The organism is Lysinibacillus sp. DFXJR4 (assembly GCF_057196045.1).
This window is the reverse complement of sequence record NZ_JBXUNW010000002.1, coordinates 34584-60466: the sequence shown is the minus strand read 5'-3', so window position 1 is coordinate 60466 and position 25883 is coordinate 34584. Positions and strand designations below refer to the sequence as shown.

Sequence of the window (25883 nt, the reverse complement as noted above, 5' to 3'; positions counted from 1 at the left end):
TACGAGTAATCATTGTACCAACATCTGGAGACTTCATCTTTTTATTGCTCCTAATACTTCTATGCTATTTACTCTTAAATGATATCATTTGAAACACGAACTTTTAGCGGTGTATAGCCTTCTTCTAAATCCCAGATCATCGAAGGTACTTCCTGCCATGAACTGGACTCACGAACCACAATATGACTTGAAGATTCTCTTAATACAGTTTTTTGTTCACTCGCTTCAAGTTTATCAAGCTTTGCTGAAGCAACATTCACTACAGCCTGCTCTTCTATTGGGGCTAAAACAGTTGCATGTTGCTTTAGCGGTGCTGTTTCTTCTACAAACATTGCTTTTTCAGCTTTGACAGTAGTCGATTGTTGGTCGAAAGCAGAAGCATTTTCTAAGACCAGTTCTTGCTCATTAAAAATACTTGTAACAGTCCATTCAAGCTGACACATTTGGTTAGTAAGTGTTGGTCGAACATCTTTTACCATTAAGTCCTCAAGAGCTGAATCTTTAGGTAAATCTACATGTAATGGGACTGCATATTCAAAATAACCAGTATCTCCTTGAATATCGAGCGCATCAATTTTTATTAATTCTTCTTTATCATTAAAAGCCTGCATATCTTGGAAATCAAAGCGAACATGTGCTGTAATGTGATAAATACCCATTAATCGCAATGAATCTTCTAATTGCATTGTCTGCCACTGTGGCTTAATTTGCACAGCTGCTATTTCTGTTGGGCAGCCGTATCCAGGAAAACAGAAAGTTTCACGCATATTCCAAGTTTTGTGTTCGATAATAATCCCTCCCCTTGCATCATATGAAGCAAGAGAGTTCGGTATGCTATTGAAAAATTGAGACAGAAAGAAAAATGATTCTTGCTTTTCCCCAAAAATGGCATACTAGGAAAAAATCCTAGTATGCCATTTTACTAATAAATGAAATTATACATGTACCAATTTAATTTTATTTGCTACACGATCTGTTAGCATTTGTGTTGCTTTTGGTACAATTGGCTTAAAGATTGGATTTAACACTGGACCTGCTAATCCACCCGCTACCACTTCTAAAAAGCCTGTCATTTTTGTATTTTCTGCATCGATGCTTTCAGCAAGGAAATATCCGTTTCCTGTAAAATTATCAGAAAGACCTTTTAATTCAAATGTTACTTTACTAGGGGCTACCCATTCTAAAATAGTAATTTCAACTTGAACTGTTTTTTTCAGAACCCCAACATTTCCTTTAAAAGTCCATGTTGAATGTTTGTCATCAATCATTTCATGTGCGCTATAACCTGGGACAAGTTTTGCCCATTTTTCCATATCGCTGACGAAATCCCATACGTGATCAATTCCTACGGGTACTTCGACTATATGTGTGCCTGTTGCCATATTAATTCACTACTTTCTTTTATGAATAGCTATATTATAAACGATTTCGCGTAAAATTGACTATGCTGAAAGATATAATTTTTATAAAATCAGGTCCTTCACCCAACAAAAATTTTTTAGGTAAAATCCCTAAATCATTACATTTCGATGATTCAAGTCATTCTGTATTTTATCTAATTAAGAATGCAGAAACTTCAACTTATTTAAAAATGTCTATTCTTCTTAATTGAGTATAAATCTTCGCCGTGTTATAATTCAAAGTGAAGATGTGTATAAAATAAATAAGACGAATCGCTTCAAAGGCGATTTGCAATGAGAAGAAGTAAACCTACTCACAGCTTGCGAGGCAGAGGCGGTTTACTTTTTTTGTGAAAAAATAAATGACAATGCAAGTATAGAAACTATAAGCGTAGAAAAGCTTATAGCGACCATTTTATATAGCCTATAATTACGAGCAGTAGTTAACGTTTTCTACGTTAGCTTACTGTTCTTTTTTTATGGTTAAATACTATATGTGGATGTGATTTTTATAGTTCTTTTAGTTTTTAATGAAACGGAGGAAGAAAATGAAGGTAATAGAAATTGGCTAAGACGAGGGCAAAAGATATATGCTACTAAATCGAGAGGGAGAACCCGTTATTCCAGCCATGAAATATCTTTTCAATATAGGAAGAGCAGAAAAACCATTAAATCTTACACATATCATCTGAAGCTATATTTTGAGTTTTTAGAAGTTGAAAAATTTGATTATCAACAAATTAATTTACATACTTTTTCTTCCTTTATTAGGTGGTTATGAAGTCTTTTTTGAAGATGACATAAATAGCCTCTTGTAAATCAACTTCTTGTGCTTGTCGTTCATCGTCTTCGCGTATTTTTAAGTGGTAGTAATATGAACTTCTTGGAATTTGCAGGACGTCGTACATTGTTGCTGTCGCTTCGCTTTCGCACAAAAAACATCTGCTGATACCTAATATTTGTGAGCGTTGTGACGAATCACATCTATTTTCGTCCCATGATCAGCACTGCTTGCTTTAAGATATCGTTCTCCATTCGCAGTCGTTGTACCTCTTTACGTAGCTCTACTAGTTCATTTTCTTCCTGTGAACGGTTATCTTCTGCCTTAAATGAACCAGTCTCTTGATGGTTTTTTATCCAACGATCCAGTGCAGATGGTGTAATATCATACTCTCTCACAATATCTGCACGAGATTTACCATTTTCATATAGCTTCACTATTTGAAGTTTAAAATCGGCTGTAAAAGCTCGACGTTAACGTGACATGAAAACACGCTCCTTTAGGTTAGTAATTATAGTGTACAGCCCTTATAGAAACTGTCTAACTTAGTGTAGCCTATCCAGAAGGTTAAATATGGCCAAAATAAAGAAGATGGTGTTAAATACCATCTTCTTTAAGTAATCATTTCTTTATAAGTTGACTAACATTCAGAATTTCACTACTAGATATAAACAGAACTTGAACATAAATTAAGTTTGGTTCACCAGATAGTTTTGCAACAAGATGTCCCTAATAAGTACTCAACCTTTTTCTCCTAGCGCAATCTCAGATGTACCTGAACTTCCCACTTTTAATATAAGTCTATTACTTAAGTTATCTCTTAACTGCATTGAAAAATAAATGGCAGCTTTTTCTCTTCGGATACTATTTACTTATTGATAAAATGGCTTCACATCGTACCCGTTTTTCTCCAAATGATAGCGAATGGTTTTCTCTGTTACTAAGTGTCCTGAACCAACAACAACAAAGTACGTACCTTCCTTATTTTTAAGCAAATTCATGATTTTTTTTGCCATTTGTTCATCTCGTAAACCTAATAGCATTTTATTAAACTCTGACTGTTCTTCTACTGTCGCTTGGAAACTTTTTGCGAGGGTTTCAACGTCCCCATTCTTCCAACTTGTTAACATTTCTTGATGGATTTTGGATTGATTTTTAGAAGGATCGATGATGCTATCCAAGGCAGAGACTAAGTATTGCTCCTGAGCTTCTGGCGATAACCCTTCAAACATATCAGTTTGTGCCTTTATACCTTCTAATTCAATCACTGGCTTTTGCTGCAGACGTGCATTCAATATAAAGTATAAATCAATACCATGAATTCCCATGTCTTCTGGTGTCATATCAAAAGAATCACTCATTGCCTGCACTGAAAATATATTAGCTAGATACCAAGGCTTTAGCAATGTCAGATGTTCCATCGGGAGACTATAAAGCTTTGCGACGTGCTCAAGCTTTGCAAATGTTTCTGGTGTAACAGTATCTTTCAGTTTTGAATTGTCTGCATATATTGTTTTTTCTGTAAAGTATTTAGACCCTTCCGTATCCAGATTATTTGCCTCTACTACCAGAGCATCCGCTTCATTGAATGCCGTCACTAAGTTTTTATTTAACGGATATAAATCAGGTGTACCAAGATGAATGGATCCCAGTAAATACACAACTGTATCCTCATCCTCTACAACCCAAGCTACCCCCTTTGAACCTTGACCTGCAAACGCATATATATTCTTAATGAATCGAACGGCTAGTATAACAGCCTGTTGCGTCGTTGCCTTTTTCTCTAACTGCAGTCCGTTTGAAGAACCTTGTAATATGTTATGCTCTTGCATAAATTTAATAGCATCTTTGCCAACAGGTAAATCATAGCGCGCTATGATATTATACAAGCGCTTTACAATATCACCGCGTGTATTATCGTTCTTCACACTTACAGGCTTATACTGTTTATTCTCTGTTAAACCCAGTGAGGCAATTTTCTTTTCCGTTAATACCAGCAATTCGTTTACCTTTTCCACCGGGATTTCTTGAAGGAAGCCTTCATAATACCATTGGGTTGGATAAATTCCGTACTTTTCACCTTGGTTTAATGTTTCTTTAGCCCAATCACTAATCGATGGTGCTAGGGGTGGTGATTGCTCCTTCGCATGGATCACTGGCATAACCATTGTCAGCATCAATGAAACGCCAAGCAGCACAGCACTCGCACGTTTCATTAACCTATTCATCATATTCTCTTCTCTCCCTTGCTCATACTTTGAATCAATACCGCTTAAAAATCCCACCGTAATAACCAATATATTCTTAAAAAACAAAATATCTACAATTCTGTATTTAATATGAGACTAACACTTTCATTAAACGAGTTCAAGAAATATTTGAACTCAACAAATTATGATATTTATCAATTTAATAGCCTCTTAAATACGGAAATAAGGTTCGGCTAAAATAGTTGAAAAAAGGTTCATGCCAATCAGTACATGTACAATACCAACTATCGCAGGGAATAGGAATACTAAGAATATTTCTTTATAAATAGATTTTGATAACACTTCATATCGAACACCAATTTTAAACAGCATTTGATATATAAAAATAGCATGCCAGAAATTAATCTAGCATGCCATTAAACCTTATCTAGCTAATTGAGCAAATACTTTATGGAAGGCATCCACCGTTTTAGCGATATGCTCCTCCGTATGTGCAGTGGAAATAAATAATCCTTCAAATTGGGAAGGTGGTAAGAAAATTCCTTCCTCTGCCATAAGACGGAAATACTCCGCAAATAATTGTAAATCAGATGTTTTCGCAGTAGCAAAATCAACCACGTTCTCATTTGTAAAGAAGAATCCTATCATGGAACCAGCACGATTGACAGTATGCGGGATATTGTATTTTGTTGCTGCTTCACGGAAACCAGCCTCTAATTGATCTCCTAGCTTTTTGAAGTATTCATATGAGCCTTTATCAAGGCGAGATAATGTTTCATAGCCTGCAGTCATGGCTAATGGATTCCCTGAGAGTGTACCAGCTTGATAGATTGGACCTGCTGGTGCGATTTGCTCCATAATTTCCTTCTTCCCTGCATAGGCGCCTACAGGTAGTCCACCGCCAATTACTTTGCCTAATGTTGTGATATCTGGTGTCACATTAAAATAGCTTTGTGCACAGCTATAATCGACACGGAAGCCAGTCATAACCTCGTCGAAGATTAACAATGCTCCATATTCCTTCGTTAATGCACGTAAACCTTCTAAAAAGCCCGGCTGCGGAGGCACGACACCCATATTTCCAGCTACTGGCTCTACAATTACGCCTGCAAGCTCAGCTCCAAACTTTTCAAAAATTAACTTTGCTCCCTCTAAATCATTGTACGCAACTGTTAATGTATTACGTGCAACATCTGCTGGAACACCAGGGCTATCAGGTAAGCCTAATGTAGCTACACCAGAGCCCGCTTTAATTAGTAATGAGTCTCCATGACCGTGATAAGAGCCCTCAAATTTTAAAATTTTATCTCGTCCCGTTACGCCACGAGCTACACGCAAAGCAGACATTGTTGCCTCCGTACCAGAAGATACAAAGCGAATCATTTCCATGCCTGGTAAACGCTCTAACACTAATTTAGCTAAACGGTTTTCTGTATAGCTTGGCGCTCCAAATGAAGAGCCCTTCGCTGCAGCATCTGCAATTGCTTGAACTACTTCGGGATGTGTATGACCTAAAATAAGTGGCCCCCATGATAATACATAATCAATATATTCATTGCCATCAATATCTTTAATGATAGCACCATGTCCAGATTCCATGAAAATAGGATCCATATTGACAGATTTAAATGCGCGTACCGGGCTACTAACACCACCTGGCATTAAATGAATGGCTTCCGCATATGCTTGTTTTGATTTTTCATAAGAACGTGTCATTTATTTCTCCTCCAACCAACGTGCAACATCTTTAGCATGATACGTAATGATTAAATCAGAGCCAGCACGCTTCATACCTAATAATGTTTCAAGCACTACATTTTTTTCTTCAATCCAACCATTAATTGCTGCTGCTTTGATCATTGCATATTCTCCAGAAACATTGTACGCAACGATTGGTAAAGTATAATTATTTTTCATATCTCGGATAATGTCCAAATAGCTTAATGCTGGCTTAACAATTAAAAAATCAGCACCTTCTGCAACATCAGACTCTGCTTCACGGAATGCTTCTAAACGATTCGATGGGTCCATTTGGTATGATTTACGATCGCCAAATTGAGGAGCACCGTCAGCTGCATCACGGAATGGTCCGTAGTAGCTTGATGCATATTTAACTGCATATGACATGATTGGAATATGTTCAAAGCCTGCTTCGTCTAAACCTGCACGTATTGCAGCAACAAAGCCATCCATCATATTTGATGGAGCAATGATATCTGCTCCCGCTTTTGCTTGAGACACAGCTGTACGCGCTAAAACATCTAAAGACGGATCATTTAAAATTTGATCACCTTCAATTAAGCCACAATGCCCGTGATCTGTAAATTCACATAAACAAGTATCTGCTATAATTAAAAGCTCTGGGTGGCGTTCTTTAATCAGACGTGTTGCCTCTTGCACGATGCCATGGTCATGGAATGCTCCAGTACCAATCGCATCTTTTTCAGCCGGTAAGCCAAATAAAATAACTGCTGGTATTCCTAATGCTACAACTTCATCAACTTCTGCTTCAAGTTTATCTAATGAAAATTGAAAAACACCTGGCATAGAAGGTACTTCATTTTTAATATTTTCGCCTTCAATAACGAAAATAGGATAGATTAAGTCCTCTTTGTGTAAGTAAGTTTCTTTTACCATTGATCGTATCGCTGCATTTGCACGCAAACGACGATGTCTTTGAAATTGTAATTTTGTCATTTTCTATTCCCTACTTTCATTATTTCCTCGATGACCGCATGCATAGTATATACACTGGGCTTAACATCTACAGTAGCTCCATGGTTTAAAATAGCTGCTTCTGTAATATGACCAATTGCTGCAACATGTGCCGCCTCCCACCCAATGACCGAAGCTACATCCATTGCGTAGACATCAACAGCGGAAGGACTAGCTAAAATCACCGTAACATCATTACTTGCACGTATGCATTCAATAATGATTTGTTTTTGGTCATGACGCTCAATCGTTTCATATACAGTCCATTCCTTAATTTTAAAGGGTAGACCTTTCTTCAATGTATTTTTCGCCTTTTCTCCACGAATAAATAGACAACTAGGATTATTACCTGCTATTTCAGGAAATTCTTTAACAAATACATCTGCACTAAAGATGGAAGGCATAAAACTAACATGGAATCCTAGCTTTTCTATTGCTGAAGTCGTTTTAGTGCCAATGGAAGCAATCTTTCCTTGAAAATGCCTTGCACTTAAATTAAATCGTTGCATCTTACTAGCAAAGGCATCTACAGCATTTTGACTTGTAAAAATAAGCCATTCAAATTGACGTGCTAACTCTATTTGTACATCATCATTTCTATCAATTAGCTCGCAAGTTTCAATCAATGGGGCAATAACGGCACGGCCACCTAAAGCTGTAATGTCATCTACAATTGTTGTCGTTTTAGATGTACCTGTCAAAATAATTGTTTTACCTTCTAAAGGTAAATTACTTTGCATCTTGCTCTGCCTTTACGCGTTGAATTAATTCAAAGGCACCTTGCTTCGTTAAAATCTCGGCAAGCTCTTTCCCAACTGCTTCCGCATCGGTGCCTACTACTGTCTCCTTATAAACAACAGAGGCATCTGGTGCAGCAACAAGACCAGTTATTGTAATTTCTTCCCCATTCGATTTAGCATATCCTGCGATAGGTACTTGACAGCCACCATCCATCGCTGCTAGGAAAGCACGTTCTGCATGTGCTTCTTGCCATGTAAGGCTATCTGTTAATTTACCTAATTCAGCTAATAGTTCAGTATCATCGCCACGGCATTCAATCCCTAGAGAACCTTGCGCTACCGCTGGAAGACAATCCTCAACAGGTAAAAACTCAGTAACCACTTCATCGCTCCAGCCAAGACGTTTTAGACCAGCAGCTGCTAAAATAATAGCATCATATTCATCTGTTTCAAGCTTTGCCAAACGTGTATCTACATTTCCTCGAATCCATTTAATTTCTATATCAGGGCGGACTGTTAGCAACTGAGCACTACGTCGAAGTGAGCTTGTTCCTACTACAGCACCAGCAGGAAGATCGGCGAATTTCACATGTCCTTTTGAAATAAATGCATCACGTGCATCTTCACGTGGAGGAATACAGCCTATTACTAATCCCTCAGGTAGTACTGCGGGCATATCCTTCATCGAATGAACAGCAAAATCAATTTCTTTATCAAACAATGCTTGTTCAATTTCTTTAACAAAAAGCCCTTTCCCACCAACTTTTGAAAGCTGTACGTCTAAAATTTGGTCGCCTTTTGTAACAATTTCCTTTACTTCAAATTCAAATGGTACGCCAGCTGCCTTTAACTCATTTATAAACCAATTTGTTTGCGTTAATGCCAGCTTACTTCTCCTAGAACCAACAATAATTTTTCTCAACAGTCTCCAACCTTTCTTCTAATACCATAAATGGAATCGCGATAAACTACTTCCTAAGAAGAAGTTCACAACAACTAATAGATATGCGTAAATATGCACCCATGCATAAGTTGTTCCTGTTAGCTTGCTTTTGCGATTCACATATAATATCAAGCAATACAAAATTAAGATAATGAAGGAACCAATGATTTTTGCATCAAAAATCGAAAGACTCTCTAACGTTAATAGTGCCCATTCAAACCCTAAAACTAAACTTATAAACAACATAGGAATTCCAATAAAAAATGATATATTCATCCAGCTACTTGTTTGTTGCAAAGATGGCAGCCTAGTCCATAAATAGGACCATTTTTTCTTTTTAAGTAACCGGTATAAAATCAAATACAATATTGCAAAAACAAATGTTAGGGTAAATGCTGCATACGATAAAATCGCAAATGATATATGAATAAAAAGCATTTCCGAAATTAAAGTTTCACTAACTGCTCCAGTTGGTCTTTTCGGCATAAACGTAAAAATACTAGCGAACAAAAATCCTAATATATTAATAATAAATACCGGTAGATCTACTCGCGCAATACAGTGCAGAATAATGGATAATGTAACGAGCAGCCAGGAATAAAAAAGAATTCCTTCAGATAAGGATAAAATCGGAAAACGCTTGGTTTCCACAAAGGTTAATAAAATTATGGCACTTTGTATTACCCATACAAATGAAACAAGCCAAAAAGCAATTCGCCTTGCTCGTACTTGTTTATAAAAGTAATCAGTAAAGTAAAATACTAGACTGATCGCATACAAGACGATCATTACTTCATAAAGCCTTGTCATTGTCAAATCAGCCAATAGACATCCCTTCTTTGTATCAAAATTGCTAAAGACGTATTCAACTTTAGCCAGAAAAGAAAAACGTTTTCGTATCCTTAGTTTACCACACAGATACGAAAACGCCTCATGTAATATCAGTAGAAAGTCTCGTTCGTGAGAGAATCGTGGCTCAATCCTAGATTAGGTTCACTCTTCAATACGAACATATAGACATCTTAGAAAGAGTACTTTGGTTCAGTAGAAGTTTGTGATGATTGCACACGCTCTTTACGATCAAGCTCTTGCTTTGTCATTGCTTCTACCTCAGCTTCTACAGCATCCTCAATACCAAAAATTTGTTGGAATAAACGTAACTGTTCATTTGCTTTTGGTGAATTCGCCATTTCTTTTGCTTGTAAAATGGGCTCTTTTAACAACTGATTAATAATAGATTTAGTATGTTTACTTAAAATTTTACGTTCACGGTCCGTTAAATCTGGCATTTTATTTTCAATGCTAATCATTGTCTCCTCTTGAATATGATTAGCTTTTTTACGTAAGGCTGAAATTACTGGCACAACTCCGAGAGTTGCAACCCAGTCTTTAAATTGAAGAACCTCTTTGCCAATCATTGACGTAATGTCAGCTGCTGCACGTTCACGCTCAGCTAAGTTTGCTTCAACAATCCCCTGTAAATCATCTATATCATATAAGAAAACATTTGGTAAATCTCCAACACGCGGATCAATATCGCGTGGAACTGCTATATCAACCATAAACAATGGTTTACCTTTGCGTAATCGTTCTACAAATTGCATTAGTTCATAGTCAATCACATAATCGGTTGCACCTGTAGACGTAATTAAAATATCCGCTTCCAGTAAAGAACATTGTAGCTCTTTCATCGATTTTGCTTCACCATGGAATTTAGCTGCTAGGCTTTCTGCTTTTTCAAATGTACGGTTAATAACGGTTACTTTTCCAACACCGCTACCGTAAAGATTTTCAATAGCAAGTTCCCCCATTTTTCCAGCACCTAAAATAGCCACATGTTTGCGCTGTAATGAACCGAATATTTTCTTCGCTAATTCAACTGCTGCATAAGAAACTGATACCGCGTTCTCACCGATAGCCGTTTCATTATGTGCACGCTTCGCAAATGTCACTGCTTGTTTAAATAGCTGATTGTACACCGTTCCTGTTGTTCCAATCTCTTGTCCACTTAAGAAGCTTTTCTTTACTTGACCTAAAATTTGCGTTTCACCAAGAACCATAGAATCAATTCCTGCTGTCACCTTGAATAAATGCTCAATTGCCTCGTCCTCTTCTCGAATTGTTAGGTAAGAAGAAAATGTCTCCGCAGGTAAATTGAACCAATTTGCTAAAAATTGTTTCACAAAATGACGCCCAGTATGCAATTGATCCACAACAGCATATATTTCTGTACGGTTACATGTCGAAACAATAACGTTCTCTAATATACTTTTTTGCTTTTGCAGCGCTTCCATTGCTTGTGGTAGTTCACTCTCTATGAATGATAACTTTTCACGAATTTCAACAGGCGCTGTTTTATAATTCAAGCCTACTACGATGGTATGCATGAATAACACCTCACACGTTCTAATTCACAAATCTCATTATAGCACAGTTCGACAGAAGTTCATCTATAATTTGTGAACATGTCATGAAGAACTGTTATTCGTCATCTACATTAGAATTATTATAAACTAAGTGTAGCAAATTATACGTCCTGTTTCAAATAAAAAAACTGCCCCAATCAGGAGCAGTTTTTATCTATTAATTAGTGATTGTTACAGTCTTTAAAGTGATGATTTTATCATCTTTATCATATGCTACAAATTCTATTTCATTGTTCACCTTGAAGTCTTGCATAGTTTGAACTGTTTTTGTCAGCATATAAACATTATCACTACGTTTCTTTAATTCAAATTGTACATCTCCGCTTACAGAGGTGAAGCGCACATTAACCTTCGCAACATTTGAACAATTACCATCGATTCTAGCATTCATTGTAATATTCCCTTTGCGTAATGTAACAGAGGCTTCTTCAAATAGATTATCAGGGTTTACACAGCTTGAAGAAGTTGTTTTACATAATATCGCATCAATTATTTTTTGGAATACTTGATGCAACTGTAAATTATCGATTGCATGATAATAAGTTCCACCAGTTTCTGAAGCCAACTGCATTAAAATGGCATCATTAACTTGTGATTTTTTACCCATACTTACTGTATAAACTTTGACGCCTTGCTTTTTCGCATCATTCAGCACTTTTGTCATTTTTGATTTACTTGTCTTGCCATCAGATATGACAACCATTGCTTTTGACGTTTTTGCATCGTTTGAGAATTTCGTAAGGGCTAATTCAATACCTGAAAAGATATCTGTAGCACCCTTTTCTTTCGATGTTTTATAGAGGTCTTTTTTCAATACATTCTCTGTACTGCCTTCTGCTAGTACAGTAGCTTTTGTATTCGTTTCAACCACTATATTATTTTTTGCCTTAATTTGATTTATAGCTTCCATCGTTTTCTTGCCACGGAAATTGGTTTGGTCAGCAGTTTTCATGGATGCTGAGTAATCCACCACAAATGCGACCTCTGTTGCTAATGAACAAGCATTTTTACTGAAATATGGATTCGTGAAAATTTCCTTAGTAATCGTTTTATCCGTCAAATCTTTTAATATAGTGGTATAGCGTGGATCAATTTTATTGACTAATGTTGCCTCTACTTTAGATTTCCCATAAATAATAGAGTCAAAGTACGCTACTGCTGTTCCAGGTCCACCTGTTTTATCTAAATAATCCGAGGTATTTGTCACAAATGAAGCCGTTTTTTCTACACCATCGAATTTAATTTTTACAGTTCCTTGATAATCGGTAATAGGGTCCCCGCCAGCTCTCACTAATGTAACCATTACTTTTGTATAGCGATCTTTACCAGAAGGTCTAGATGCTGCCTCTGCGCTTTCTTTTAATGCTTCTACACGCTTTTTATAAGCCTCTACTTGACCAAGTAATTTACCGCCCTGATATTTTAATAGAACTGTTCGATCATAGTTACTTAAATTCGTAAGAATAGCATAAATTTTCATGACGCTATCATAATGCTCTAATGTTAATTTCTTTTCCTCTGGCATATGATTCATAAGTTGAATAATGGAACCAACCGGATTTATATTTTCAACCTGTGAAGCAATCGCATCGTCAATTCCTTGCACACGATATATAGGTCGGCCATCATCAGCAATCATATACATAATTTCTGTTTTAGCTGGTGTTGTCACGGAATCTTTCAATCGTCGATTTAATAATTCTTCAAATAAATAAACAGAAATATCATAGTTTTCAAACTGTAAAATAGCATGCTCATAACCTAATGCAGGATATTTTGGATCAGAGCCACCATATCTTAAATACATGTTTTGCACATTTCCAAGTGCATCTGTTACGTTCGTTTGCTGTCCAATACTAAACAGCTTTTTATCTGCGTTTTTGTCTAAAGGAACTGGATTGTAAACATCAATAACATTTTCAGTAAAGAACTCAGGCAATTTTTCATACGGTTTAAATGGAGGTGTAACATTTCCATTATCATCATCAGTATTGGCTGGATCATACACTTGATAATCAATACGCATCTCTGGCTGAGGTGAATAACGTACTTGTGCATTTAATTTTTCACCTACTAGACATTTCATACCTGGATCTGTATTGTTAATTAGCTCGAATGAGATAGTGTCACGGACAGACTTTGTTAATGCAGGTGCTTTTACGATAGCTGTTACCGTAGAGCCATCAGATTGTATGTTTCTAACTGGATCGCCTGCTGTATCCACAATTGTTGCACCATATGATGAAGTTACACGGAACGTATAAGATTTATCGTCTGCAATTGGATCACCATTACAAGCTTTTAACGATACTGTAATTAGTGTTGAATCAACTCCATTTGCAATTAAATCTGGCTTTTCAACATCGATGCTTTGTAAAGCATTATTTACATATTCTGGTCCAGTAAAATCATTGGAATTATCCTTTGGTTCTTCAAATTCTGCACTACCTGAGCCCATAAAGCCTGATGGTAAAGTAACTTTATCATTATCACGGCCAGCAGCAGCACGTTTTAAACCTTGAACACTTAAGGAACCATTTTGTGCAGCACGATATAAAAATACTGCAATATCCCCACGTGTTAATTTTGTAGAGGGATTAAAATCAGCAAATGTTTTTTTGCCTGTATTACCTGTTGAAATATCATTTGTATATAAATATTGTACTGCTTGAGGTTCGTCTAAATCTAATCCTTTAAAGGCTGCATATACCCGTGCAAATTGTCCACGTGTTATTGCCTTGGAACGATTCGCTGTTGCATGCGTACCATTAAAAGGTAAATAGAAGTCACTATAGAAGTTATACGCTACACTTTCGTTATACGTTAATGCATAATTACGATCAAGCTTCGCAAGCATAACTACAAGTTCTTGTTCAGTTATTTGTTCATCTGGTAAAAAGTTATTACCGCCATTCAATGAAAGTAAGTCATTATCAACTGCCCATAATATAGCTTTATATTTACTATTATTTGTTGGTACATCCTGAATAGTCGTGGCTGCCCAAGTAACAGCAGGAGCTGCTGACATAAATACTAATACGAAGCAAAGCAGTGATAACAATGCTTTTTTAGCACGTGCCATTTAGTTCAGTCCTTTCTTTAATTAAAGAACAATATATCATCACGATAGTTTTGTTTTAAGTCATTTTCTAAATAATTCAAGAAACGTTCAAGCACTACTGATGCCTGTGCTCTCGTTAAAGGTTGGTTAGGGTTAAATCTACCTGTTACAGGATCACCTGTCATTAAGCCTAATTCATTGGCGATGTAAATTCCGTCTTTTGTGTAATTTGGAATTTGAGCATCATCTGTAAACTTAGTTACATAGCCTGGGTCTGGTGCTTTATTTTCAAGTCCTAAGGCACGCACAAAAATCGTTGCCGCTTGACCACGTGTAATCGGACTATCTGGTTTAAAATACTCAGGGGTAACTCCTTTAATAATTCCTTTCTTGACAGCTGATTCGATGTAGGCATAATCCTTTACAGTACGCTTTACATCTTTAAAAACACTTGTAGATGCTGTTTTTTTCGATTTATTTACTTTTTCTTGCATAACTCGTAAATCAACCGCTTTACCAATCGCCGTTGTAAAGTCAAAACGCTTCATTGGTGTGTTCGGAGAGAAAAAGTTACTTGTATCTGTGTAAATGCCTAAAGAGTATAATTTATCAATAGCTTCCTTGGCGTAATGATTGTTTAAATCTCTAAACTTAGGAATAATTAATCGTTCGATAGTTGGCATATATTCAGTATCTAAGTCCAATTTCCCTTTTTGTCCAGAGGCTAAGTTATAATTATATTCTGAAATAACATCTTTTTCACTTACAACTGCATACCCGCCATCAAAGCTTCCTAAGCTTCCTAGATTTTGTTCATAGTTTAGTACACGTGATTTACTTGTAGATAATCGATTTTTCACATGGCTTGTTTTGCCATCACTAAAAGAATAAACTGATTCTGTAATTTGTGTTTCTGTTGCTCCCCAGAAATTTTCATAGCCAGCATGTCGGCTATCAGTATCAATGGTTACTGTATTTTGAACAGTATTTTTCCCTGTTCCCGACTGGAAGGAATAAGTTTTTCTAGAAATCACATTACCAGAATAATAATCTGAAGCAGCACGATTATCTGTCACTGTACCTTGGGAAAATTGGTAATCAACTAACGTATAGGTAGTTTTACCGACTACAATTTTTTCAGTATACTTTTTCACAACTCCATTGGACGTTTTTTGACCAATCGTAGCATAATCGACAACATCTGATTCATAGGCAATATTTCTTGTTAAAGTAGCACCATTACTCGCTGTCAGCTTAAGGCTATATGTTTCTGTTAATTTTCCCTTTGATTCTTTTTCAGTAATTTTAATATCTTTACTTGTCCCTTTAAAAATAATTGGCGTCCCTGTAATGAAAACAGCTTCTTCATATGTATATTCATTTTTTACAGCACCTGTAGTTTCCAATGAAGCAGCTAATGCATTTTGCGGGATGGTAGCGCTAATTACAGCTACTGCAAGAACTACTAACATTATTTTAGATAAATGTTTTCGCATTCGTTTTTTGTTCCTCTCTTTCATTTCATGCACGCCTATATAGAGCTGCTAAAAATCATGCATAAAAAATAAGTGAATGAAGCTTAAAATTCGCATGTCTCTTGCAAGTTTCAAGATCAAAGAATAGATATACGCTTTTGCATATAGTCTTATCTTTCATCCATTCTGCTCACAAGAGACTCGCAAATTTTATTTAATTAATCTACTAAAATAAAATGAGCTTTCCCAAAACGATCTGATAATACTACTAAACGATCAGAAGGCTTTAAATCAGCTGGTTGAATGACTTTGCCAGCTTTTATAAGGGTAGTTTGATCAATATTCATATCAACCATTTCTCCTGCCTCATACCAACGACCTTTTTGCCATTGACTGACACTCTTTACATTAATAACAGCTGGATATGTTGATTTAACTGATTGCAGCTTACCTGCCAGCATTAATGGTGCAACTGGCTTAGCATTATCGAGGATATGAACAGCCTGAATATGTCCATCTTTCACATAGAAGTAGCCATAATCGCCTTCAAATAAATGAAGCTCAATATCAGGGATAACACTATATACTTTTTTCCCATCATCCACTATTGCCTTAGTGGAATTACTTACTGATAGAACAGCATGATCAGTTTTCTTAAAGACATTGGATTCAATCTTCATTGCATCATTAATTTCAATTAGATAGCCATCTGCTTGAGATAAGCGACCATAGTATAATTCATGACCTGCTAAGTTCGGAGACATAAAGCTATCACTTGTCACTTGGACAACCTGTGCATAATTATCACGTGCAGCACCGTCCGATATAACAAAGGCTGTACCATAAGCTAGTAAGCCAGTAGGTTCGATTAAACGCCCATTACGAATTAAAATTGTGCCATCATGGAAGTACAATGAACCAGCAGATTTAAGTTTTAATAATTGATATTTTGTATCCACAGAAAGCATAGGCTCATAGTAGGTACGTTCGTTATTTTTTAAGACAACAATTTTCTCGATCACTTCTTTACCAAATTGTTTAACCGTAGCATAGTAGGCTTCACTGCCAATATAGTTTTTTAACTGACCTTTATCAATTTTTGTATTCCCTACATAAATAGGTACCTTTGATGAAAAATCCATCGTAGATAAAGCAGTTGTCGTTTCTGAGCCAAAGTCCCAATTTACAAAGGCATGTTGATTTTTTACCGTTAATTTATTTGCATTCGCATTAACAACTTGAATTTCACCTTTATATAGATTTTCAACTAATGTACCCGTCTCACTAATATCTACTTTAGTGACAATAGACGTATTTAGATTTTTAAGACTAAGCTTAATTCGATCACCTACATAGAGTGCACTAATATCCACAGATGAGGAATTTTTTTGATAGCTTGTATCTTTATTTAGATAGTAAGTTGTTTCCTCCCCAATATCTGGCTTAAACATGATGAATAGTCCATTTGGGTCAATACTTGTGACTACCCCAGTAACTGTCGCTTTTTTCGTATTTTGTCCAGCTGAAGGAGATGTAGATTCAGTTTCCTTTGTGGAATTAGATGAACCGCGAAGTTCAACAACACTTCGAAGAGAAATATCTGCCTCAACCTTCATCCCCATTTTAAAGCCATCAATGGTAGTGACGGTATTATTAATATATAGGCGGGCATTATCATTTATATTGTATGTAACTGTACGACCGCTATCATTTTGTAGAGTGATTTTACTTAGTTTTCTTTCTATTACTCCGTTTGGATTTGCATATTCTGAAAATGTTACATCAACAAAGGACCCTGTCACCATTTGAGTAGCAGCATTGGCTGTTTGACTCGATGACATCCCGAAAACCGTGACTAACAAAATCAGTAGTATGTATGGAATCTTTTTCAACAAATCCCGCCTCCTTTAAAATTTGTTATTAATAAATAGTATATCGTATTATTGGTAGTATTACGTCTTCAAAAAGTTACATTTTAACGCATTCTACTTTCTTTTTTGAGCAACCATTAGACACAAAGATAGAGGTAGCTTTCTAATCTCAAGCTACCTTACCTTTAATCATACTTGAATATCAATTGTATGTCCGGCTGTCGGATGTGGAGCATCTAACATTTCAACTAACTGTTCTGTATTCTGCTGTTGCATCTCCATTGCCTGTTTTGTAACAGCTAAAGATACATTTTGCATTAAAGTCGCTTGATTCATGGCAATTGATAAAGCTGCGATATCCATTCTGTCCACCTCCTATTTAATTTATCGGTCAATTCTTTCATTCATCAAGCGATTTTCCCAATTTTCTACATAACTTTCTCCTCAAAAACCTCCGTCCTTTATTGTTGCTTTTACTTATAAATGAAAAAACATCTACTGTCCTAAAAAATAGACGCAATAGATGTTATTTTATCTTCATTCAGCAAATATTTTCTGTAGTGAAAGCGAAGCGACAGCTACAAATGTTTTTTGATTCGAAAGCATAGCGGCAGATTTTTTGCGCGTAAGCGTAGCGGCAGATTTTTTGCGCGTAAGCGTAGCGGCAGCAGCAGATTTTTTTGCGTGTAAGCGTAGCGGCAGCTACAATTACGCCAAGGCGAAGTTGATTACATTAAATTTTCAATTGTACGCCAAGTCTCTTCAAAGCCAATTCCTTTTTCTGAAGAAAACACAATAAGAGGATCATTCTTCTCCATATTGAGCGTTTCTTTTACAATTTTTTTATGTTTATCCCATTTACCTTTTGGAATTTTATCTGCTTTAGTCGCAATGACAATACAAGGAATATTATAATGCTTTAAAAAATCATACATCAGGCAATCATCTGCTGTGGGAGGATGACGTAAATCTACAATCTGTACGACCGCCTTTAATTCGTTGCGTCCTGTGAAGTAGCGCTCTATCATTTTTCCCCATGCTTCACGCTCTGTCTTTGAAACCTTTGCATAACCATAGCCTGGAACATCTACAAAAAACAATTGCTCTTCGATTTTATAAAAGTTCAACGTTTGGGTTTTTCCTGGCTTAGATGAAATACGTGCTAAAGCTTTACGACCAATCATTCGATTAATGAAGGAGGATTTCCCCACGTTAGAACGACCGGCTAATGCAAATTCTGGCAGTCCATCTTCTGGATATTGGTCTGGTCTTACAGCACTAATGACCATTTCTACGTTATGGACTTTCATTTTTCTAAAAACCTCCGTCCAGTGCATAGGCTAATACTTCATCAGCCGATGACACTAGTTTAAATGTAAGTTGCTCGCGTACACTTTCAGGAATTTCCTCAATATCTCGCTCATTATCCTTTGGACAGATAATTGTTGTTAAACCTGCACGATGGGCACTGAGTGTCTTTTCCTTTAAACCACCTATTGGTAGTACACGGCCACGTAATGTAATTTCACCTGTCATACCAACCTCACGGCGTATCGGACGATGTAAAATAGCAGAAACAATCGCTGTCGCCATTGTAATACCAGCGGATGGGCCGTCTTTTGGTACAGCTCCTTCAGGAACATGGATATGAATATCATGTGTTTCAAAGAATTCTGAATCCACTTTTAGCTCGGCCATCTTTGTACGAACATACGACAAAGCTGTTTGAGCCGATTCTTTCATTACTTCACCAAGCTTCCCAGTAAGTTGTAACTTTCCTTTACCAGGTGTTAATGATACCTCTATTTGCAATGTATCACCACCAACCGTTGTATAGGCTAATCCAGTAGCTACACCAACTTGGTTTTCTTTCTCTGCTTGTCCATAACGGAAGCGATGTTTACCCAAGAGCTCTTCTAATGATTTCGAGCTTACTGTTACACGTTTTTTCTCACCAGAGACAATAATTTTAGCAATTTTACGACAAAGCGTGGCAATTTGACGTTCAAGTCCACGAACTCCGGCTTCACGTGTATAGTAACGAATAATATCAAGTACTGCTTCATCCTTTATAACTACTTGTGTTTTTTTCAAGCCATGTTCTTTAAGCTGCTTCGGGATTAGATGATTTTTCGAAATCTGAGCCTTTTCTATTTCTGTATAGCCAGCTATAGAAATAATCTCCATACGATCCAGTAATGGTCCTGGAATTGTACTTAAATCATTAGCAGTTGCAATAAACAATACATTCGATAGGTCGTACGGCTCTTCGATATAATGATCACTAAAAGAATTGTTTTGTGAAGGATCTAGAACTTCTAGCATTGCTGCTGCTGGATCACCTCTAAAGTCATTAGACATTTTATCAATTTCATCTAATAAGAAAACTGGATTAATTGTACCTGCCTTTTTCATACCTTGGATAATACGCCCTGGCATTGCTCCAACATACGTACGACGATGACCACGAATTTCAGATTCATCACGAACTCCACCCAATGAAATACGTATAAATTTGCGATCCAAGCTTTCTGCTATTGATCGAGCTAGTGATGTTTTCCCAACACCTGGAGGCCCCGCTAAACATAAAATTGGACCACGTAAAGAATTTTTCAATTGACGTACAGCTAAATATTCTAATACGCGTTCTTTTACTTTTTCTAAACCAGCATGGTCACGATTTAAAATACGCTCTGCATGAGCAATATTCATACGATCTTCAGTCGAATTTGTCCATGGTAAAGAAATAAGCCAATCAATGTAGTTACGGATAACACCACTCTCCGCACTAGCCCCAGGTAACTTTTCATACCGATCTAGCTCTTTAAGCGCTGCCTCTTTTGTTGTTTCTGGCATACCTGTTTCTTCAATTCGCTTGCGTAATTCAGCTACCTCGCCCGTTTTACCTTCACGGTCCCCTAGCTCCGTTTGTATAGCTTTCATTTGCTCGCGCAAATAATATTCTTTTTGTGTACGTTCCATTGATTGTTTTACTTTTGTATTAATTTTTTTTTCAAGATCTAGCACTTCTTGCTCATCGTGTAAACGAATAATTAAATGGTCTAAGCGCTTTTTGACACTAAGCATTTCTAATACTTCTTGTTTATCAGCAATTTTAAATGGCAGATGTGATGCGATGATATCAGCCAAACGTCCTGGTTCTTCAATGTCAGTCACTGTATTAATAGTTTCAGTTGTTATTTTATTGGAGGATTTAGCGTATCTTTCGAAATATGTTAACAGCGTACGCATTAAAGCCTGTGTTTCCACATCCTTATCAATCGTTTCCTCCTTGATTTCTACATCAACAACCGTATATTTTTCCAAAGCCTGATAGTTACTCCAAGTAGCTCGTGCAACACCTTCTACCAAAATTCGCAACGTTCCATTTGGTAATTTTAGCATTTGCTTGACGTATGCCATAGTACCAATTGTATATAAATCTTGCTCTTCAGGTTGTTCATCATGCATTTCCTTTTGTGTTACCAGCAAAATCAATTGGTCCTCTAACATTGCTTGTTCTAGCGCTGCTACAGAACGATTTCTACCCACATCAATATGTAACACCATCGACGGGTATACTAAAAGGCCACGTAAAGGCAATAATGGTACATTTGTTGTTTTTTGTATTGTCACCATGCGGGTATTCACCTCCGTCAAAATTTTCTTATTCACATCCCGCTCTACTAGTATGTGTCTAAATAGCTGATTCACACTAGTTAATCAAACGAGCCAAAAATTACATCTAATTATTATTGGCTTTATGTATGAATGAATAAAAAGCTGACTGTCGATCTGTGCGAATATTGCACAATCGAAGTCAGCTAAATACTCTTTATCTCATAACCATTAGACTCAGTCACGTCTGATTGTTATGCTGAAGTTTTTGTGTCGCTACCTTCATCGAGTTCAGTGCCATCTTCAAGAAGCAATTTCGGTTTTTCTTTATCCGTAATTGTTTTTGCCGTAATGATACATTTTTTCACATCTTCACGTGAAGGTAGTTCATACATTACATCAAGCATTGTTGACTCAATAATTGAACGAAGACCACGTGCACCTGTTTTACGCTCAATTGCTTCTTTGGCAATAGCCGTTAGGGCACCTTCATCAAACTCAAGCTCAACACCATCTAGTTCAAGCATTTTTTGGTATTGCTTAGCCAATGCATTTTTGGGCTCCGTTAATATTTGTACAAGCGCAGTCTCATTTAATTGCTCTAGACTTGCAAGCACTGGTAATCGACCGATGAATTCTGGTATAAGCCCAAATTTTAATAAATCTTCTGGAATTAACTTTGCCATAATGGAGCCTTCATCCACGTCTACTTTGTTTGGATCCGATCCAAAGCCGATTACTTTCTCACCCTGACGACGTTTAATAATGGATTCAATTCCATCAAACGCTCCACCTACAATGAATAGGATATTGGTTGTATCGATTTGCAAAAACTCTTGATGTGGATGCTTTCGTCCACCTTGTGGCGGAACACTTGCAACAGTTCCTTCTAAAATTTTCAGAAGCGCCTGTTGTACACCTTCACCAGATACATCGCGTGTAATAGATGGGTTTTCAGATTTACGTGCAACTTTATCAATTTCATCAATATAGATGATTCCTTTTTCTGCACGTTCAATATCATAATCTGCTGATTGAATTAATTTTAGTAAGATATTTTCAACGTCCTCACCAACATACCCTGCTTCTGTAAGAGAAGTAGCATCTGCAATCGCAAAAGGTACGTTTAAGATACGCGCTAATGTCTGAGCTAATAATGTTTTCCCGCTACCAGTTGGGCCGATTAACACAATGTTCGATTTTGCTAATTCAACATCATCAATTTTACTATTTGTATTGATGCGTTTGTAGTGATTGTAAACCGCAACTGCTAAAGCTTTTTTAGCACGTTCTTGTCCAATTACATACTCATCTAAAATCGCTAAGATTTCTTTAGGCTTTGGAATGTCCTGGAATTCAATTTCTTCCTCAACGCCTAGTTCTTCTACAACGATTTCTGAACAAAGCTCAATACATTCATCACAAATATAAACACCAGGTCCTGCAACTAATTTACGTACTTGCTCTTGTGGCTTTCCACAGAATGAGCATTTTAAATTGCCTTTTTCATCATTAAATTTGAACAATATGTTTCACCCCTATTCAAGCAACAATCTTACAAGATTATTGAATCTTTATCAAATAAATTGTCTGCATCATTTTACGCCCTGGCAATTATGCTATAGATTTTTAAAATACTTAAAGACGTAATTTATTTTGTTATACTACTATTTTTTTGGATAGCCATCAAATATTTAGCCAAATGATTTATTGTTAAAGCGTAGATTTTTATGCATATGCTTTACTGTAATTCCCAAAAACCTAGCGATTAGCAATCATACTATTATTGACTCATGATGGATATATAAAGCCTTAAAGTAAAAAGCTACAAACATTTAATTAGTTACTTAGCCTTTAATAATCTATACCATTCACCTAAGGCTTAACTTTATTCAGAAGAAGGTGGATGTTTTCTATGGAGTTTCAAAAATTAGTACGTTATGCCTCATTCGAAAGTTCAGTAACATTTGATTTACTCCAGCTCTACTGAATAAAGTTAAAATTTAGCACCGTATGAAAAGTCAAACAATACTATGTACTTTTGAGTGTAGAATATCTACCTATCTCTGCTAAAAATGTTCATTTTGAGATACTTTTTATGGTGAGATTAGTTTAACATCATCAAATTATTTAGCGTCTATATAAAGGGGGCTTGACTTTAAACTAAAGAAAGAATATGTGATAAAACAAGGCACGGTATAATGCCGTACCTTGTTTTCATTTATCTATCAAGTTACAAAAAAATCCTATTCAGTAATTTTAGCGTTTTCTACTAAAAATTCAACTGTTTTTTGAATTTTAATGTCATTTTCAAGAACTGCTGTACCACCCAGTGCACCTGTAATTTGTTCTTTTGTCATGTTAAATTGAGCAGCCATTTTTTCTAACTCAGCTTCGATATCAGCTTCAGTTGCTTCAATTTTCTCAGCTTCAGCAATTGCTTCTAGCGTTAAAGATACACGAACTCGGCTTTCAGCTTCTTCTTTCATTTGTCCACGTAAATCTTCTTCTGATTGACCTGAGAATTGATAGTAAAGATCTAAGTTCATACCTTGCGTTTGTAAACGTTGACCGAATTCTTGTAACATACGATCAGTTTCAGAGTTAATCATACCTGCTGGAACTTCAAATTCTGCATTTTCTGCAGCTTTTTCTACTAATTCATCACGTAATGCTGCATCTGACTCTGCTTGTTTTTGTTCGGCAGTTTGTTCTTTGATTTTAGCACGTAAAGCTTCAACGTTCTCTACTTCTGGATCTAATTCTTTCACAAATTCGTCATTTAATTCAGGAAGAACTTTTGTTTTAACTTCTTTTACAGTTACTTTGAAAGTAGCTTCTTTTCCTGCTAATTCAGCCGCATGATACTCTTCTGGGAAAGTAACAACAACGTCTTTTGATTCGCCAGCTTTCACACCTACAAGTTGCTCCTCGAAACCAGGAATGAAAGAACCTGATCCGATTTCTAGTGGATAGTCCTCGCCTTTTCCACCTTCAAATGCTTCTTCGCCTACAAATCCTTCAAAGTCGATAACAGCTGTATCACCTTCTACGATTGCTTCGTCTTCTTTAATTTCAAGCTCTGCTTTACGAGCTAATTGATCTTTAATTTGTGCTTCTACTTCTTCATCAGTAACGTCTACTGGAAGTTTTGCAACTTCTAAACCTTTGTACTCGCCAAGCTTTGGCTCTGGTTTAACCGTTACTTGAGCTGAGAATGTGAAATCTTGACCATGTACGAAGTTTTCTGTACCAGAGATCTCAGGATAATCAACTGGCATAATTCCAGCTTCATCAATAGCCTTTGCATAAGAATCAGGAACGATGATTTCTAAAGCGTCTTGGTATAGAGATTCAATACCAAAGCGTTGTTCAAACATTTTACGAGGCATTTTACCTTTACGGAAACCTGGTACGTTAATTTGTTTTACAACTTTCTTGAATGCTTGGTCCATTGCCGCGTCTACTTCTGCAGCAGGTACTTCGATTGTAAGAGTACCGATATTACCTTCTTGTTTTTCCCATTTTGCTGACATGTATAAATACCTCCAAATAAATAATCAAGTTTAAATGTTAGACAATTCATTCGTAACTACGATTTTGACAACCATTTTAGTATAACATAGATGCGTATAGTTTCAACTTATTTCATACTTCATGTAGTTCTGTTAGTTTTTCTAACATTTGTAAAAATTCGATGAGTTCATAGTCCATTTCCTGCACTTTTCCGAGCATAGATTGCACAAAGTCAATATAACTATAGGCAATATCATCGGCTTCGTATGGGTGCCATTCAAATGGATACGTTACAATGGCATGCTTAGCCATTAAATATTGTACCATTTCCAATGTTGTTGGGTCTTGCTGTAATTTATTTTCAATTATTTTTTTCACTTCATTATACTGAGGTAACTGATTTGGTAGTACCAATTCAATCGGGTTTATGACCATTGTTTGGTCAAATTTTGAAACTGTAATATCAATGGATACTTCTTGCTCAACTAATAGTATAAGCGCTAAGCTTTGAACAAACGGATGAATAGTTGTACATTCAATAATAGCTTTTAAAGCTGTTTTTAATTGTCGCACATTTGTATCCATTAAACGATGTAACCGAATAGATTGCTCATCGGGTGTAAGCCTACTAAATTTCAGTAGTTCATATTCTTGCTCTTCTATTAACCGCTGTGCATCTTCCTTTTGTTGAAGATTTCTTGCAACTTCTTGATTTATGCTTTTTAATCGCTGAAATTTTTCAATCTGTTCTAATGGAAGCACATCTTCCTCAAGCAATGTCGTAATTAACGACTCTACTTGATGATACTGCTTTAATTGCATACATACCGTAATATATAATTCCATTATTTCCACGTACAATGTCGTACCCATAGCCAGCAATTGCTCACAAACTTCTTTAGCTTTGTTATATGATTTTAATTCATATAAAGCATAAGCATAGGCACTTAATGCTAATTCATCTCCTGTTTCATATAAAAATGCTTTTTCAAAGCTGGCCACAGCCTCTTCATATTGATAATTTTCCGCATACATATGTCCTTCACGTATTAATGTCTGAACAGCACCTGGAAAAACAATAATATTGTCATGTTTTATAACATGTCGTTTTCGCTTTGTCATTCCCT

Annotated in this window: 19 protein-coding genes and 1 pseudogene; all 20 read right to left on the bottom strand. The window is 36.3% G+C overall.

The genetic code is table 11. From position 1 onward, the window contains the following. Positions 1-74: 74 nt before the first annotated feature. The gene (locus tag AC2CGN_RS08350; RefSeq protein WP_313373095.1) at positions 75-767 is read right to left on the bottom strand and encodes a valyl-tRNA synthetase; all 693 of its coding nucleotides are present in this window, start codon (positions 765-767) and stop codon (positions 75-77) included. A gap of 168 nt (positions 768-935) precedes the next feature. Further along, on the bottom strand, positions 936-1382 hold the full coding sequence (locus AC2CGN_RS08345) for an SRPBCC family protein (protein WP_313373096.1): 447 nt from the start codon (positions 1380-1382) through the stop codon (positions 936-938). A 973-nt stretch (positions 1383-2355) separates the two neighbouring features. Next, a pseudogene (locus tag AC2CGN_RS08340) lies at positions 2356-2621 on the bottom strand (transposase); the annotation flags it as partial. 432 nt (positions 2622-3053) lie between these two features. Continuing rightward, complete coding sequence (locus tag AC2CGN_RS08335) at positions 3054-4412, bottom strand: TraB/GumN family protein (RefSeq protein WP_484513286.1); 1359 nt, start codon at positions 4410-4412, stop codon at positions 3054-3056. 189 nt (positions 4413-4601) lie between these two features. Beyond that, positions 4602-4763 (bottom strand): hypothetical protein, encoded by a 162-nt coding sequence (locus AC2CGN_RS08330; RefSeq protein ID WP_484513284.1) that lies wholly within the window; start codon positions 4761-4763, stop codon positions 4602-4604. Between the two features lie 51 nt (positions 4764-4814). Further along, a complete protein-coding gene (hemL, locus tag AC2CGN_RS08325) occupies positions 4815-6107 on the bottom strand; it encodes a glutamate-1-semialdehyde 2,1-aminomutase (RefSeq protein ID WP_484513282.1) in 1293 nt (430 codons plus the stop codon). Further along, positions 6108-7088, bottom strand: a complete 981-nt coding sequence (gene hemB, locus AC2CGN_RS08320) for a porphobilinogen synthase (RefSeq protein WP_429985787.1) — start codon at positions 7086-7088, stop codon at positions 6108-6110. Beyond that, positions 7085-7846: a uroporphyrinogen-III synthase gene (locus AC2CGN_RS08315; protein ID WP_429982632.1), complete on the bottom strand. Its 762-nt coding sequence runs from the start codon at positions 7844-7846 to the stop codon at positions 7085-7087. Before AC2CGN_RS08315 ends, hemB begins: the two co-directional genes overlap by 4 nt. Next, entirely contained in the window at positions 7836-8768 is a 933-nt protein-coding gene (hemC, locus tag AC2CGN_RS08310) for a hydroxymethylbilane synthase (protein ID WP_429982633.1), read from the bottom strand. Before hemC ends, AC2CGN_RS08315 begins: the two co-directional genes overlap by 11 nt. Positions 8769-8786: 18 nt before the next feature. Beyond that, on the bottom strand, positions 8787-9614 hold the full coding sequence (ccsA, locus tag AC2CGN_RS08305; RefSeq protein WP_313373103.1) for a cytochrome c biogenesis protein CcsA: 828 nt from the start codon (positions 9612-9614) through the stop codon (positions 8787-8789). Positions 9615-9811: 197 nt separating this feature from the next. After that, positions 9812-11176 carry a glutamyl-tRNA reductase gene (hemA, locus tag AC2CGN_RS08300; RefSeq protein ID WP_313373104.1) on the bottom strand — a complete coding sequence of 455 codons (1365 nt, stop codon included), beginning with the start codon at positions 11174-11176 and terminating at the stop codon, positions 9812-9814. 196 nt (positions 11177-11372) lie between these two features. Then, positions 11373-14297 (bottom strand): VWA domain-containing protein, encoded by a 2925-nt coding sequence (locus AC2CGN_RS08295; RefSeq protein ID WP_484513278.1) that lies wholly within the window; start codon positions 14295-14297, stop codon positions 11373-11375. A 17-nt stretch (positions 14298-14314) separates the two neighbouring features. Further along, on the bottom strand, positions 14315-15772 hold the full coding sequence (locus tag AC2CGN_RS08290) for an S-layer homology domain-containing protein (protein WP_484513276.1): 1458 nt from the start codon (positions 15770-15772) through the stop codon (positions 14315-14317). A gap of 197 nt (positions 15773-15969) precedes the next feature. Then, positions 15970-17643: a hypothetical protein gene (locus AC2CGN_RS08285; protein WP_429982636.1), complete on the bottom strand. Its 1674-nt coding sequence runs from the start codon at positions 17641-17643 to the stop codon at positions 15970-15972. Between the two features lie 168 nt (positions 17644-17811). Continuing rightward, positions 17812-17985, bottom strand: coding sequence for a YjfB family protein (locus tag AC2CGN_RS08280; RefSeq protein ID WP_283869002.1), 174 nt, complete (start codon positions 17983-17985; stop codon positions 17812-17814). Between the two features lie 365 nt (positions 17986-18350). Next, the gene (gene yihA, locus AC2CGN_RS08275) at positions 18351-18932 is read right to left on the bottom strand and encodes a ribosome biogenesis GTP-binding protein YihA/YsxC (protein ID WP_429982637.1); all 582 of its coding nucleotides are present in this window, start codon (positions 18930-18932) and stop codon (positions 18351-18353) included. Positions 18933-18936: 4 nt separating this feature from the next. Further along, entirely contained in the window at positions 18937-21261 is a 2325-nt protein-coding gene (lon, locus tag AC2CGN_RS08270; RefSeq protein ID WP_313373110.1) for an endopeptidase La, read from the bottom strand. A gap of 233 nt (positions 21262-21494) precedes the next feature. Next, the gene (gene clpX / locus AC2CGN_RS08265) at positions 21495-22766 is read right to left on the bottom strand and encodes an ATP-dependent protease ATP-binding subunit ClpX (protein ID WP_283869005.1); all 1272 of its coding nucleotides are present in this window, start codon (positions 22764-22766) and stop codon (positions 21495-21497) included. Positions 22767-23486: 720 nt separating this feature from the next. Then, complete coding sequence (gene tig, locus AC2CGN_RS08260) at positions 23487-24776, bottom strand: trigger factor (RefSeq protein ID WP_484513272.1); 1290 nt, start codon at positions 24774-24776, stop codon at positions 23487-23489. A gap of 112 nt (positions 24777-24888) precedes the next feature. After that, complete coding sequence (locus AC2CGN_RS08255; protein WP_313373112.1) at positions 24889-25878, bottom strand: DUF3196 family protein; 990 nt, start codon at positions 25876-25878, stop codon at positions 24889-24891. Between the last annotated feature and the right edge of the window lie 5 nt (positions 25879-25883).